A 13742-nucleotide genomic window follows, 5' to 3' on the forward strand; every position below is an offset into this window, starting at 1 on the left:
ACTGCGCGGAATACCTTGCCTCCAGCAACTTCTCAGCTAGGGTGAGCTGGCCTAGGGCTGGCAAACACAGTCACCATCACCGCCCACGGCGACGAACGTCCTTCTGTGCGCAGCGAATGCGCTCGTGTTGGCCTGTCAAACCGGGTTGACGGTGCGTAATCTGCCTGTGGAGCAGTCTGTACATCTAGGTGCTGGCAGAAAGTAGCGCCCGTTCGCGGAGCGCTATCCGAGATGAGGAGAGCTTTCGACGTGACCGATCAACCGCCCCCGCCCGGGAATTACCCGCCGCCGCCAGAGGGTGGATATCCGCCTCCGCCTCCGCCGCAGCAGGGTGGTTACCCGCCACCGCCGCCCCCCGGTGGCGGCGGCTACCCGCCGCCTCCGCCCGGCAGCTACCCGCCGCCGCCACAGCAGGGTGGCTACCCACCACAGCAGCACGGCGGTTTCCCGCCTCCGCCCCCGCCGCAGGGTGGCGGATACCCGCCTCCGCCTCCGGGTGACGCCGGCGGTTACCCGCCGCCCGGTGGCTATCCGCCTCCTGGTGGTTACCCGCCGCCCGGATACCCGGCTCCCGGCTACCCGCCCGCCGGCGGCGCCGCGCCGTACAGCGTCGGTGACGCCTTCTCCTGGGCCTGGAACAAGTTCCTCAAGCATCCGGTCGAGCTGATCGTGCCGGGACTTGTGTACGGGCTGGCCACCGGTGTCGTCTACTTCATCTTCACGCTCATCGCGGCCGCGGTGGCGCCCGAGTCCACCAGCAGCTACGAGTCCTATGACGACGGCTTCAGCTTCTCGGCCTCGAGCGATCTCGGGTTCGCCGGCGGTGCCGTGATGTTCGTCGGCGCGATCGTGCTGTTGATCATGAGCGGATGGATTGCGGCGGCCTACACCGCGGGTCTGCTCGACATCGCCAACGGACAGCCGGTGACCATCGGCTCGTTCTTCAAACCGCGCAACGTCGGCAACGTGATCCTGGCGACCGTGATCGTCGGCCTGATCGTCTTCGCGGTCACCTTGGTGCTGTTCCTGCCCGCGATGCTGCTGCCGGCGCTCACTTTCGTGAGCCTCCCGTTGGCGTGGATCGCGGAGGTGCTTCTCGGCGTGCTGTTCCTGTTCACGACTGTTGCCGCCGTGGATCGCAATCTCAGCGGCGTCGACGCGGTCAAGACGAGCTTCGCCCTCGTGAAGCCCAACTTCGGCACGGTGCTGCTCACCGTGCTCGCGATGCTGGCCATCGCCATCATCGGATCGATCCCGTGCGGGCTCGGTCTGATCGTGGGTATCCCGCTGATCCTGCTCATCCAGGTGTACGCCTGGCGCAGGCTCAGCGGCGGCCAGGTGGCACCGCTGTCCCAGTAGTAGAACCGAGCTCAACGCCCGCGGCGTACGACAGAAATGTCTGCGCCGCGGGCGTTGTGGTCCGTGCCATCATGTGATCCAGCCTGCCGACGCCGTCGGCTCGGTGCATTCGAGAAAGTCAGGGCCGCAATGTCAATGCCAAATCAGCCCGGAGACATGTACGCGATGCCTCCGCAGGGCGGACCCTCGCAGGGCGTACCTCCGCAGGGAGTGCCCCCGCAGGGCATGCCTCCGCAGGGACTGCCCCCGCAAGGCATGCCTCCGCAAGGTGTGCCCCCGCAGGGACTGCCCCCGCAGGGAGTTCCGGCGTACGGCGGGTATCCGCCGCAGGGTCCGCCGCCTGGCTACCCGCCGCATGGCCCGCAGCCCGGCTACCCGCCCCAGGCTCCGCCGCCCGGGTACCCGGGGCAGCCCTACGGTGCCTATCCGGCGGACCCGTTGGCACCATTCGGTCGTGACCCGTACACCGGTGAGCCGCTCTCCGACAAACAGGCCATGACCGCAGGCCTCCTGCAGTTCTTCCTGGGTGCTTTCGGCGTCGGACGCTTCTACATCGGATACACCAACATCGGCGCGATCCAGCTGGGACTGACCATCCTCGGCATCCTCACGTCATGGCTGATCGTCGGAGTCTTCATCTGTCTCGGCGTCGGAATCTGGGCTCTGGTGGATTCGGTGCGGATGTTCACGCGTTCCCTGCCTGACCAGGACGGACGAAAACTGCGTAACTGAACCGGGACGGTACCGGCTGGTCGCGCGAACAGAGCGCGAATAGAGGTGGTGGGCCGGGCGCTTCGGCGCCCGTCCCGATAGGCTCGACGCGTTATGAGTGAACAGCGCAGGTGGCACGGTCTGGCCACAAAAGCCATCCACGCCGGTTACCGACCCGACCCGGGTACCGGAGCCGTCAACACCCCGATCTACGCCAGCTCGACCTTCGCCCAGGACGGCGTCGGCGGGCTGCGCGGTGGATTCGAGTACGCCCGCACCGGCAACCCCACCCGGCAGGCCCTGGAAGCGGCGCTGGCCGCTGTCGAGGAGGCCTCCTACGGGCGGGCCTTCGCCTCGGGCATGGCCGCGACCGACTGTGCCCTGCGCGCTGTGTTGCGGCCCGGCGATCACGTGGTGATCCCCGATGACGCCTACGGCGGCACCTTCCGGCTGATCGACAAGGTGTTCTCGCAGTGGAACATCACCCACACCCCGGTCCCGCTGAGCGACCTGGACGCCGTGCGGTCGGCGCTGACCCCGCGCACCCGGATGATCTGGGTGGAGACTCCGACCAACCCGCTGCTGAACGTGGCGGACATCGCCGCGATCGTGCAGATCGCGTCGTCCTCGGGCGTCAAGGTGTTGGTGGACAACACATTTGCGTCCCCGGCGCTCCAGCAGCCACTGCTGCTGGGTGCGGACATCGTGCTGCACTCGACCACCAAGTACATCGGCGGGCACTCGGACGTGGTGGGCGGTGCGCTGCTCACCAACGACGAGGAGCTGGACGCGGCGTTCGCATTCCTGCAGAACGGCGCCGGTGCGGTGCCGGGACCGTTCGACGCGTATCTGACGATGCGCGGGCTCAAGACCCTGGTGCTGCGGATGCGGCAGCACAGCGAAAACGCCGCACTCATAGCGGAATTCCTCGACGGTCACCCCGCGGTCGAGACGGTGCTGTACCCCGGTCTGGTCAGTCACCCGAACCACGATGTGGCCGCGCGCCAGATGTCCGGATTCGGCGGCATGGTGAGCCTGCAGCTGCGTGGCGGCCCCCGCGCGGCACGTGAATTGTGCTCGCGTACAGAGCTTTTCATTCTCGCCGAGTCGCTCGGCGGGGTCGAGTCGTTGATCGAGTACCCGGGGGCCATGACGCATGCGTCGACCGCGGGTTCGCAGCTCGAGGTGCCCGACAATCTGGTGCGCCTGTCGGTCGGTATCGAGCATCCCGCCGATCTGCTGGCCGATCTGGAACAGGCCCTCGGCAAGTAACGCGGGGGAGGGCTAGCCCATCAGGGCCGGGCGGAGCGCCGACGTCGTCACTGCCAGATTCATCTCCGGCAGTGCCGACGCGGACTCGTCCACCCAGATGCCCGTGGCGATTTCGGTGGACCGGGCGTGGACCCAGCGCCAGCCCCGGTCGTTGAGACTCAGCACCGCACCGAGGCCGTCGACCGCATGCAGCAGGCAGATGATCGCGGCGATGGCGGGCACGGGATTGTGGCCGTCGAACAAGGCGGCCAGCAGGGCCGCGCGCGCCTGACTGACCCGATCCCGGTTGGTCAGTGGCCAGCAGTAGACCGTCTTGCCCGGAAAGCCCTTGCCGGGCATCCGGACCCTGCGGATCTGTCCGAGGCGTTCGAGGTGGGCCTCCAGGGCGGGCTGCACATGCTTGCTCAGCTTGGCCACCGCGGTGTGGGCCGGAAGCGGGCGCCGCTGCAGTAGTTCGAACGCCGGGTCACCGACCGGATCGGCGGGCCAATTGCCGGCCAGAGCGATCAGCCGGCCCGCCTCGATCGGTTCGCCCGCCATCGCGGGACGGATCCGGCAGGCGTATGCCAGATCCAGCAGTACCGCGGCGCTGAGTACTTTCTCCCTGCGATGACGGTCGAGCCCGGGCTGCGCGGCTGCGTTGTCCAGCAAAAGCAAGAACAGGTCTTCGGCGATTTGCGCCATTTCCCCGACTGTAGTGCTTCGAACCGGGCAGCCGCGTCAGGCGTGGTAGGGCTCGGCGCTGACCAGGGTGACCTTGACGGTGTTGCCGTTGGGCACGGTGTAGGTGCGCGACTCGCCGACCTTGGCGTCGATCAGGGCACTGCCCAGCGGCGAATTGGGGGAGTACACCTCGAGTTTGCCGTCGCTGATGCCCTCCTGGCGGGTGGCGATCAGGAACGTCTCGGTGTCCTTCTTGTCGTCGTCGTAGTACACCTTGACGACCGAGCCCGGCAGCGCGACACCGGACTGCTTGGGCGCCTCGCCGACCTTGGCGTTGTTGAGCAGCTCCTGCAGCTGGCGGATGCGGGCTTCCTGCTGGCCCTGCTCCTCGCGGGCGGCGTGATAGCCGCCGTTCTCGCGCAGGTCGCCCTCTTCGCGACGGTCGTTGATCTCGGCGGCGATCACCGGCCGGTTGGCGATCAGCTGATCCAGCTCCGCCTTCAACCGGTCGAATGCTTCCTGAGTGAGCCAGGTGACCTGTGTGTCGGTCATGTTCTCGCGCTCCTGTCTTATTGCTTGTGGCGCTCGTTGCGCCTTCCTCGCGTACGAAGTCCGTTGTGCTTCCGGCCGGGGACGGCACGTGTATTGCCGCGAGCGTCAGCGCCTAACTGAGTGCTAATGCAGCAATACACGGCCCCAGCGAGGAACCGTGTATCGCACAATCGTACCACCGAGCGGCCAACGAATCTTCATTTAATCGCTGTCCGACGTGGGTTGCGAGCGTCAGAATCAGGGCGCTACCAGGTAGGACGGGACGTCGGTCCCGCAACCGTAGACATCGCCGATCACGGGGGGTCGGCTGGATTTCACCTCGGCGGTCACCTGCACCACCGTTTGGTCGGACGGGGCGACCAGGATTTCCCGTCGGCCGGTCTCGCTGCCGTCGATCGAGCGGGCCCGGACAATGCACACCACCGGCTTCGACGGGTCGGGACGGGTCACCCCGACGGTCACCGACACGGTCTGGTTGTCGACCAGCTCGTAGGCCGAGAGCTCGCCTTTCACCTCTCCGGTGCCCAACCGCTGGAAGGCCACCACCGCGAGGGCCACCCCAGCCGCCACCACCAGGCCGACCAGCGCGAACGTGATCCAGCGCCGGGTCCGGCGGGACATGTGGCGGGATCCGTAGCGGGCGACGGGGCGTTCGATCATCAGAACTGGAACTATAGGGCCAGGCAGATATGTGACCGCAGCCCAGGGACCGGGCTGTTGGGTTGGGTATAGGGATTAGGTAAGAGGACGCCGTAGTTAGATGAAAGCGAAATGAGTGAACTGCGGTTGATGGCGGTGCATGCCCACCCGGACGACGAGTCCAGCAAGGGTGCGGCTACCACCGCGCGCTATGCGGCTGAAGGTGTACGCGTCATGGTCGTGACGCTCACCGGGGGCGAGCGCGGCGACATTCTCAATCCGGCGATGGATCTCCCCGAGGTCCACGGCCGGATCAGTGAGGTGCGCCGCGACGAGATGGCCAAGGCGGCCGAGATCCTCGGCGTCGAGCACCACTGGCTGGGATTCGTCGACTCGGGGCTGCCCGAGGGCGATCCGCTGCCCCCGCTGCCCGACGGCTGTTTCGCGTGCGTGCCGCTCGCCGAGCCGGTCAGCCGCCTGGTGCGGGTCATTCGGGAGTTCCAGCCGCATGTGCTGACGACTTACGACGAGAACGGCGGCTACCCGCACCCCGATCACATCCGGTGCCACGAGGTGTCGATGGCGGCGTACGAGGCCGCCGCCGACTACCGGCTGTACCCGGAGGCCGGGACGCCGTGGAGCGTTTCGAAGCTGTACTACAACCACGGGTTCCTGCGTCAGCGCATGCAGCTGCTGCAGGACGAGTTCGCCAAGAACGGCCAGCAGGGGCCCTTCGGCAAATGGCTGGAGCACTGGGACCCGGACCACGACATATTCGCCAAGCGGGTCACCACCCGTGTTGAATGCTCGAAGTACTTCAGTCAGCGCGACGACGCGCTGCGCGCGCACGCGACCCAGATCGATCCGAAAGGCGATTTCTTCCATGCGCCGATCGAGTGGCAGCAGCGGTTGTGGCCGACTGAGGAGTTCGAGTTGGCGCGGTCGCGCGTGCCGGTGAATCTGCCGGAAGACGACCTGTTCACCGGGATTGAGAAATGATCGACACATTGACTGCAGTGGTCACACTGCTCGCCGACGAGCCGCGCAACACCGGACCCGAGTTCGGTAAGGCGACCCCGCTCGGCCTGCTCGTCACGGTGGCGCTGCTGATCGGAACCTTCGCGTTGGTCTGGTCGATGAACCGGCACCTGCGCAAGCTGCCCGAGTCCTTCGACCGCGAGCACCCCGAGCCCGACCAGGCGGCCGACGAGGGCACCGCCGACGGTGACGACGACGCGGTCAACACCACTCCCGATGACCACCAGGGTCAGTCACGTGAGCAGGGTGGCGGCTAACACGCTCGGCGGGTCCACCAGCCCGTACCTTCGCCAGCACGCCGACAATCCGGTGCACTGGCGAGAATGGACGCCCGAGGCGCTCGCGGAAGCCGCCTCGCGCGACGTCCCCATCCTGCTGTCCATCGGCTACGCGGCCTGCCACTGGTGCCATGTGATGGCGCACGAGTCCTTCGAGGACACGGATGTTGCCGCGGTGCTCAACGACGGCTTCGTCTGCATCAAGGTCGACCGCGAGGAGCGTCCCGACCTCGACGCGGTGTACATGAACGCCACCGTCGCGTTGACCGGGCAGGGCGGCTGGCCCATGACCTGCTTCCTGACCCCCGACGGCCGGCCGTTCTTCTGCGGCACCTACTACCCGAAGCTCGGGTTCCTGCAACTGCTGGACGCGGTCGCCGAAACCTGGCGGGACCGGCGCGACGAGGTCGAGCGGGCCTCGGATCAGATCGCCACCGAACTGCGGTCGATGTCGGCCGGACTGCCCGGCGGCGGGGCGCCGGTGGGCCCGGAACTGTGCGATCACGCCGTGGCCGCGGTGCTGCACGACGAGGACGAGACGTACGGAGGCTTCGGCGGCGCGCCGAAGTTCCCGCCCTCGGCGTTGTTGGAAGGGCTGTTGCGCCACCACGAACGCACCGGATCCGGGCCGGCGCTGACGGCGGTGCGGCGCACCTGCACCGCGATGGCCCGCGGCGGTATCTACGACCAGCTGGCCGGTGGATTCGCCCGCTACAGCGTCGACCCGCACTGGGTGGTGCCGCATTTCGAGAAGATGCTCTACGACAACGCGCTGCTGCTGCGGGCGTACGCGCACCTGGCCCGCCGTACCGGGGATCCGTTGGCGCGCAGGGTGGCCGGCGAGACGGCGGCGTTCATTGTGTCCGATCTGGGTGCCGGCGGGATGTTCACCTCGTCGCTGGATGCCGACGCCGGTGGTCGCGAGGGCCTGACCTACGTGTGGACGCCGGCCGAACTGCGCTCGGTCCTCGGTGAGGACGACGGGGCTTGGGCCGCTTCACTTTTCGGGGTGACAGCGAGCGGGACATTCGAACAAGGCGCCTCGGTCCTGCAACTGCACCGCGATCCCGACGACGCGGCTCGCTTCGAATCGGTGCGTGCGCGGCTATCGGCGGCCCGTGCGCGACGGCCTCAGCCGGCGCGCGACGACAAGGTGGTGACCGCATGGAACGGTCTGGCCATCACCGCAATGGCCGAGGCCTCGGTGGCCTTGGAGCAACCCGAATTACTTTCCGCCGCACTCGATTGCGCGCGCAGGCTGCTCGATCTGCACATGGTGGACGGCCGGCTGCGCCGGGCCAGTCTCGGCGGCCGGGTGGGGGAGAGTGCGGCCATCCTGGAGGACCACGCGGCACTGGCCACCGCGTTGCTGACGCTCTACCAGCTCACCGGTTTCGGGCTGTCGGAGGCGGTCGGCTTGTTGGACATCGCTCTCGACCATTTCGCCGATCCGGATCAGCCCGGTCGCTGGTTCGACACGGCCGACGACGCCGAGCGGCTGATGGTGCGCCCGGCCGACCCGATCGATGGTGCGACGCCGGCGGGTGCTTCGCTGATCGCCGAGGCGCTGCAGGCGGCCGGTTACCTGACCGGGTCCGCGCGTCATGTGGATGCGGCACAGGCGACGCTGTCGTCGGCCACGCCGATCCTGGCGCGTGCGGCCCGGTCCGGCGGGCACTGGCTGGCGGTCGCCGAGGCGCAGGTGCGCGGACCGGTCCAGATCGCGGTGGCGGGCGATCCGGCGTCGCCGCTGCTGGCCGCCGCGCGCCGGTTGGCGCCCGGTGGGGCGCTGGTCGTCGGGGGTCACGTCGACTCGTCGGAGCTGCTTCGGGGGCGTGACCGGGTAGACGGCGCCGACGCCGCCTACGTGTGCCGCGGCACGGTGTGCGACCTGCCCGTCACCACCGTCGGGGACCTCGCTGTCTCGCTGGGTGGTGATCCGGCAGACGGCGCAAGTGACGCCGTGTAGCCTCGCGGCCATGCCCAACGCCGAGCAAATCACCCAGACCGTCAACCGCTACCTCGAATTGGTCGGCAGCGGAACCGCTGACGATATCGCCGAGCTGTATGCGGACGACGCGACCGTCGAGGATCCGGTGGGCGGCGGTGAGGTCCATATCGGACGGGCCGCCATCCGCGGGTTCTACGCCAACGTCGAGAACGTCAAGGGCAAGGCCGAACTGGTGACGCTGCGGGTGGCCGGCCACGAGGCCGCGTTCCACTTCCGGCTGACGCTCGACTTCGGCAGCAGCAGCATGCGGATCGAGCCCATCGACGTGATGGTGTTCAACGGTGAGGGCAAGATCACGTCGATGAAGGCCTACTGGTCGCAGGCTGACGCCGTCACGCTGTAGTCGTTGTCGAAAGCCCCGCATCGCTTCGGTGGTGCGGGCTTTTTCATGGGCGCAGCGGGCGCAGGTGCTGTGCCGAGCGTGCGCAAAGTGCCGGCGAAATGCCGCGTGTCGACCCGCAGACACGCACGGTCGCGGTGCAAAGGGGTCAGAAGACGGCGAACCACATGGCGATGTAGTGGCAGATCGCCGCGACCGCCGTGCAGGCGTGGAAGAACTCGTGATGGCCGAACGTGGTCGGCCAGGGGTTGGGCCACTTGAGCGCGTACAGCACGCCGCCGATGCTGTAGAGCGCGCCGCCGACGATCAGCAGCACCACCGCGGCCACCCCGGCCCCGTGCATGATCGGCCCGATGAACCAGGCCGCGACCCAGCCCAGCAGGATGTAGAGCGGCACGCCGAGCCAGCGTGGCGCCGACGGCCAGAACATCTTGAGCAGCACGCCCGCGATCGCCCCGCCCCAGACGATCCAGAACAGCACCATGCCTTTGGATTCGGGCAGGGCCAGCAGCGCGAACGGCGTGTAGCTGCCGGCGATGAAGATGAAGATCATCGAGTGGTCGAGGCGCTTCATCCACTTGCGGGCGTTCGCGGATTTCCAGGTCACCCGGTGGTAGGTGCCGCTCACCGCGAACATCGCCACGATCGTGAACGTGTAGAGCAGCGTGGCCAGCCCGGCCCGGGTGGATTCCAGCGACCACGACACCGACACCAGCGCCGCACCGGCGATGAACGCGACGACTGCCGAATACACGTGGATCCAGCCCCGTGCGCGCGGCCTGCCCAGGAACTGGGCGACGCCCTCGGCAACCGCCTCGGGCAGATCTTCCGCGGGCCGGTTCAGCGCGGCCGCTGAGCGGTAGGGCTTGGTGCTACCCGTCGGCGCGGTCATGTCACCTCCATTGAGAACCGTGGTGTACCCCGAAGCTCACAGTAGTCTGGGTTCTCGTGGACATCATTCCCCCGCGGCTCAAGGAACCGGCCTATCGGCTCTACGAGATGCGGTTGCGTCAGGAACTGGCGCAGTCCAGATCCGAACTGCCCCGCCACATCGCGGTGCTGTGTGACGGCAACCGCCGCTGGGCGCGTGACGCAGGTTACGACGATGTCAGCATCGGCTACCGGATGGGCGCGGCCAAGATCGCCGAGATGCTGCGCTGGTGCCAGGCCGCCGGCATCGAGATGACGACGGTGTACCTGCTGTCGACCGAGAATCTGCAGCGCGACCCCGACGAGCTGTCCGCTCTGCTCGAGATCATCACCGATGTGGTCGAGGAGATCTGCGCCCCGACCAACACCTGGACCGTGCGCACCGTCGGTGACCTGGAGTTGCTGGGGGAGGAGCCGGCCCGGCGGCTGCGCGAGGCCGTCGAATCGACCAACGGCAGAGGTGGCAAGTTCCACGTGAACGTCGCCGTCGCGTACGGCGGCCGCCAGGAGATCGTCGACGCCGTGCGCTCGCTGTTGTCGAAGGAACTGGCCAACGGTGCCACCGCCGAGCAACTCGTCGAAGCCGTCACCGTGGACGGGATCTCGGAGAACCTTTACACCTCAGGGCAACCCGACCCTGACCTCGTCATCCGCACCTCGGGTGAGCAACGCCTGTCCGGATTCCTGTTGTGGCAGAGCGCATATTCGGAGATGTGGTTCACCGAGGCGTACTGGCCCGCCTTCCGGCGCGTCGACTTCCTGCGCGCACTGCGCGATTACACAGCCAGGCACCGCCGCTTCGGCAAGTAGTGCCAAACTGAACCTATGGCTGCGCTGTCGGCAGTGGTCTTCACGCTCAGCTGGTGGCTGGGTCTCTACTTGCTTGCCCGCGACCCGCGCAAACCCGTCCTCGTCCTCGCGGCGATCGGGCTGACCAGCTTCGCGGCCGTCGTCGCGCTCGACGCGGTCCGGCTGGTCACCGGCTCGGATGTGCTCAGCCGCATCGAGATCTACCTGGTCGCGTTGCCGGGCATCGCCTGGTTCGCGGTCATGGTCGAACTTGCCCGGCCGGCCGACACCTTCCGCTCGCGCGCCGGTGAGATCGCCGCGATCTTCGCCGTCGCGGTGCTGGCCTTCGCCGGTGCGGGGCTAGCCGGCAGCGTCGACGGGCCGCTGCGGACCGGTCATTGGGTGATGTTCGCGGTGATCTCGCTGTCCTCGCTGGGCGCCATGATCAAAGCCGTGGTCGGCGGCGCGAAACCCGGGTCGGTCGTCGGCTTCATCATCGTCGCGACGCTGTTCTTCGCACTGGGAAACGCGATCCTGGTGATCCCGCTCGGGTTGGTACCCAGCTGGCTGGCCCTGGCCTCCACCGGATTCGACGTGGCGCTGCTCGGTGTGGCGGTCGCGATCTGGGACGCCTTCGACGAAGGTCAGGCGCTGCGTGCCGACATGCGCCGCTCGATCATCGGCACCCTGGTGATCGCGGTTCCGTTCGCGGCCCAGGCACTGATCGGCATGACCGTGCTCGACGCCGGAACCGGCCGCACCGTCATGACGATCCTGTTGTTCACCAGCCTGGCCGTCGCGGTGGCCGTGGAGGTGCTGGCCGATCCGCTGGCGGGCCTGTTCGACCGGCTGGCCTTCTCGCGGTCCCCCGACCTTCGCGCCGACCGCGAGGCACTGCGCCAGACCGAGGCCGCGCTGCCGCTGCGATCGGATCATCCGTTGGGCGGCATCGACGAGGAGGCCTTCGCCCGGCTCACCCGGCGCGCGCTCGGCCACTACGGCGACCTGTCGAAACTGGTCGCCAACCCGTTGACCGCGCTGCCCGCCATCGATACCCGGCTGGCGCAGCGCGGGGCACCCGACCAGCCGCTGGAACGGGCCAACGAACTCAAGGCGCTGCTGGCCGATCGCATCGCCGCGCTCAAACCCCGCGACGGCGGTGATTTCGGCACCACCGAGCAGTGGCGCCACTACAACTCGCTGTATTTCCCCTACGTCGTCGGGGTCCGTGCCTACGCGCAGAACGCCACCGCCGCCGGACTCGACCCGGTCGCCCGGCAGGCGTGGCAGTGGTTCGTCACCGAGGTGCCGCAGCGCTCACTGCACAACTGGCAGAACGCCGCAGCGCGGGTGATCGCGGCAGACCTGCGCGGGGACCTGGCACCGGTGGCCGGCTCGGCAGGCCGCTAGGTTTCCCGCTTCCTCAAAACCACGCTGACCTGGGCTTGGCAGTGCTTGGCAGTGTTTGGCGTCGATCTGGCAGCGCCTGATGAGCAATGTCGGAGGTGTTCCACCATCGACACCCTCATCGCCGAGGAGCCCGACATGACCGCGATCCTGAACCGACCCCACACCGACTCGACTGCCGGAGCGGCCACGGACGATTTCCTGCTGCGGTTCGCCCTGCGTGCTGATGCCACCGTGTGTGCCGGCGTCGGCCTGCTGGTGGCCATGGCCGCCGATCAGCTGGCCCGCATCGCGGGCCTCTCGGCCACCGCGGGGTGGTTCGTCGGCGCGGCCCTGGTCGGCTACGGCGCGCTGCTGTACGTCCTGGCCGGGGCCTCGCGGGTCCGCCGGGTCGGCATCGCCGTCCTCGCCGGCAACGTGTCCTTCGCGATCGTCACCTCCGTCGCCATCGCGACCGGCTGGTTGGCACTGACCGGGACCGGCGACGAATTGGTACTCGGATTCGTCGGAGCCACCGTCGTGCTGGCCTGGCTGCAATACCGCGGAGTGCGCCGTCTGGCGTGACTCCTTTCCGAGCCGGTGCGGGGTGCCCGGCGGAAGAGGTTACGGCGAGTATCCCCGCACCGTGCTCCACCGCGCGAAGTCGAATGCACGACAAGTAATCACCATCACCAGAGAGAAGGAGAATCATGTCCGCCATCACCGCCGGCAGCTACGCAGGCACCGGGAAGTCAACCGATTCGCTGCTGCGCCTGGCCATGCGGCTCGACGCAGTCCTGGTCGGCATCAGCGGGATCGCGCTGCTGGCCGCGGCCGGGTGGTTCGCCGATCTCACCGGCCTGCCGAAATCCGTCGAGTACGGCGTCGGCATCTTCTCGGTCGTCTACGGCATCGCCGTGTTCGCCCTGGCCGGCATCGAGCGCGTGCGTCCCGCCGGCATCGGCACCGTGATCGCCAACGCGGCCTGCACCGTGATCGCATTGGTCGCTGTGTTCACCATGTCGCTGACCACCGCGGGCGTGGTGGCCGTCATCGGCACCGGCATCTACACGCTGGCGATGGCCGAACTGCAGTATGTCGGCGTCAAACGGATCCCCGCCTGAGCGTTTGCCGGCATTGCGCCCAGAGCCCCAGGGGTTCTGGGCGCGGTCGTGTGTGGCCGATAATCGTCGGGTGGAATTGCACTGGGCGCCAGAGCACACCGAACGGCTGCGGACGGTACGCGTCGGCTGGGACGGAACCGAAGTGGGCGCACCGTGTTTCCCGCCGGACTGGGAGACCGAGCCCGCCGATCTCGATCTGCTGCGCATCGCCACCGGGTTCGGTGCCTGTGCCGCAGGCGAATACCCCTACAAACGCCCGCCGGCCGACCACGAGTACTCGTTCTTCGTCGAGAAACTTCCGGAGTCGGGCCCGTTCGGCTTCACCGATCAGCACCGCACCTTGCTCGCGCACATGAGCTGGGAACTGTCCGATCCGTATGTCGACGAGGATGTGCCCGGCTGCGATCCCAAGCGGCCGTACGGCGACTTCACCTTCTACCAGCTGGAGATGGCGTTGCATCTTGGGTTGATCCCGCCGAAGAAACCCGAGGGCGAGGACCCGATGACCCCTGAACTGGTCACCGCGATGACCGAACTGCACCAACGCATGCAGCCCGCACTCCAGGTGTTCCTGCACCACTTCGTGATTGCCGACGGCCAACGATTCGTGGGCAACGAGTGGGGCGGTTGGGAACGCGCCTGAGCGGTTG

The 13742-nt window shown here is 67.8% G+C and carries 15 protein-coding genes and 1 pseudogene; 12 read left to right on the plus strand and 4 right to left on the minus strand.

Annotated elements, in window-relative coordinates:
- Positions 1-249: 249 nt before the first annotated feature.
- The 3 genes and pseudogenes from G6N57_RS32345 to G6N57_RS13325 form a co-directional block, all read left to right on the plus strand.
- Positions 250-408 (plus strand): annotated as a pseudogene (locus G6N57_RS32345) (hypothetical protein); the annotation flags it as partial.
- Between the two features lie 1086 nt (positions 409-1494).
- Positions 1495-2091, plus strand: coding sequence for a TM2 domain-containing protein (locus G6N57_RS13320; RefSeq protein ID WP_407665971.1), 597 nt, complete (start codon positions 1495-1497; stop codon positions 2089-2091).
- 93 nt (positions 2092-2184) lie between these two features.
- A complete protein-coding gene (locus G6N57_RS13325; protein WP_036447995.1) occupies positions 2185-3342 on the plus strand; it encodes a cystathionine gamma-synthase in 1158 nt (385 codons plus the stop codon).
- 12 nt (positions 3343-3354) lie between these two features.
- On the opposite strand, the gene G6N57_RS13330 is transcribed toward G6N57_RS13325, so the two are convergent.
- The 3 genes from G6N57_RS13330 to G6N57_RS13340 form a co-directional block, all read right to left on the minus strand.
- Entirely contained in the window at positions 3355-4026 is a 672-nt protein-coding gene (locus G6N57_RS13330) for a GOLPH3/VPS74 family protein (protein WP_077742917.1), read from the minus strand.
- A 36-nt stretch (positions 4027-4062) separates the two neighbouring features.
- On the minus strand, positions 4063-4557 hold the full coding sequence (gene greA / locus G6N57_RS13335; protein WP_019346394.1) for a transcription elongation factor GreA: 495 nt from the start codon (positions 4555-4557) through the stop codon (positions 4063-4065).
- Positions 4558-4794: 237 nt separating this feature from the next.
- Positions 4795-5217, minus strand: coding sequence for a DUF4307 domain-containing protein (locus G6N57_RS13340; RefSeq protein WP_077742918.1), 423 nt, complete (start codon positions 5215-5217; stop codon positions 4795-4797).
- 111 nt (positions 5218-5328) lie between these two features.
- Here G6N57_RS13340 and mca point away from each other — a divergent pair, with 111 nt between their 5' ends.
- The 4 genes from mca to G6N57_RS13360 are packed head-to-tail and all read left to right on the plus strand — an operon-like array spanning position 5329 to position 8866.
- Positions 5329-6195, plus strand: coding sequence for a mycothiol conjugate amidase Mca (gene mca, locus G6N57_RS13345; RefSeq protein WP_077742919.1), 867 nt, complete (start codon positions 5329-5331; stop codon positions 6193-6195).
- On the plus strand, positions 6192-6491 hold the full coding sequence (locus G6N57_RS13350; RefSeq protein WP_077742920.1) for a hypothetical protein: 300 nt from the start codon (positions 6192-6194) through the stop codon (positions 6489-6491). The genes mca and G6N57_RS13350 overlap by 4 nt, the downstream gene beginning before the upstream one ends.
- Complete coding sequence (locus G6N57_RS13355) at positions 6451-8481, plus strand: thioredoxin domain-containing protein (protein WP_097926299.1); 2031 nt, start codon at positions 6451-6453, stop codon at positions 8479-8481. The genes G6N57_RS13350 and G6N57_RS13355 overlap by 41 nt, the downstream gene beginning before the upstream one ends.
- A 10-nt stretch (positions 8482-8491) precedes the next feature.
- A complete protein-coding gene (locus G6N57_RS13360; RefSeq protein ID WP_077743252.1) occupies positions 8492-8866 on the plus strand; it encodes a nuclear transport factor 2 family protein in 375 nt (124 codons plus the stop codon).
- A gap of 145 nt (positions 8867-9011) precedes the next feature.
- Here G6N57_RS13360 and trhA read toward each other — a convergent pair whose 3' ends face one another.
- A complete protein-coding gene (trhA, locus tag G6N57_RS13365; protein WP_077742921.1) occupies positions 9012-9755 on the minus strand; it encodes a PAQR family membrane homeostasis protein TrhA in 744 nt (247 codons plus the stop codon).
- Positions 9756-9811: 56 nt separating this feature from the next.
- Here trhA and G6N57_RS13370 point away from each other — a divergent pair, with 56 nt between their 5' ends.
- The 5 genes from G6N57_RS13370 to G6N57_RS13390 all read left to right on the plus strand — a co-directional run bounded on the left by G6N57_RS13370 (position 9812) and on the right by G6N57_RS13390 (position 13735).
- Entirely contained in the window at positions 9812-10603 is a 792-nt protein-coding gene (locus G6N57_RS13370) for a (2Z,6E)-farnesyl diphosphate synthase (protein WP_055116753.1), read from the plus strand.
- 15 nt (positions 10604-10618) lie between these two features.
- Positions 10619-11992, plus strand: a complete 1374-nt coding sequence (locus G6N57_RS13375; RefSeq protein ID WP_077742922.1) for a hypothetical protein — start codon at positions 10619-10621, stop codon at positions 11990-11992.
- Between the two features lie 135 nt (positions 11993-12127).
- Positions 12128-12553, plus strand: a complete 426-nt coding sequence (locus tag G6N57_RS13380; RefSeq protein WP_077742923.1) for a hypothetical protein — start codon at positions 12128-12130, stop codon at positions 12551-12553.
- A 125-nt stretch (positions 12554-12678) separates the two neighbouring features.
- Positions 12679-13092: a hypothetical protein gene (locus G6N57_RS13385; protein WP_077742924.1), complete on the plus strand. Its 414-nt coding sequence runs from the start codon at positions 12679-12681 to the stop codon at positions 13090-13092.
- Between the two features lie 70 nt (positions 13093-13162).
- Positions 13163-13735: a hypothetical protein gene (locus tag G6N57_RS13390; RefSeq protein ID WP_077742925.1), complete on the plus strand. Its 573-nt coding sequence runs from the start codon at positions 13163-13165 to the stop codon at positions 13733-13735.
- Positions 13736-13742 lie beyond the last annotated feature (7 nt).

Origin of the sequence: Mycolicibacterium boenickei (genome assembly GCF_010731295.1) — a bacterium.
GTDB lineage: Bacteria > Actinomycetota > Actinomycetes > Mycobacteriales > Mycobacteriaceae > Mycobacterium > Mycobacterium boenickei.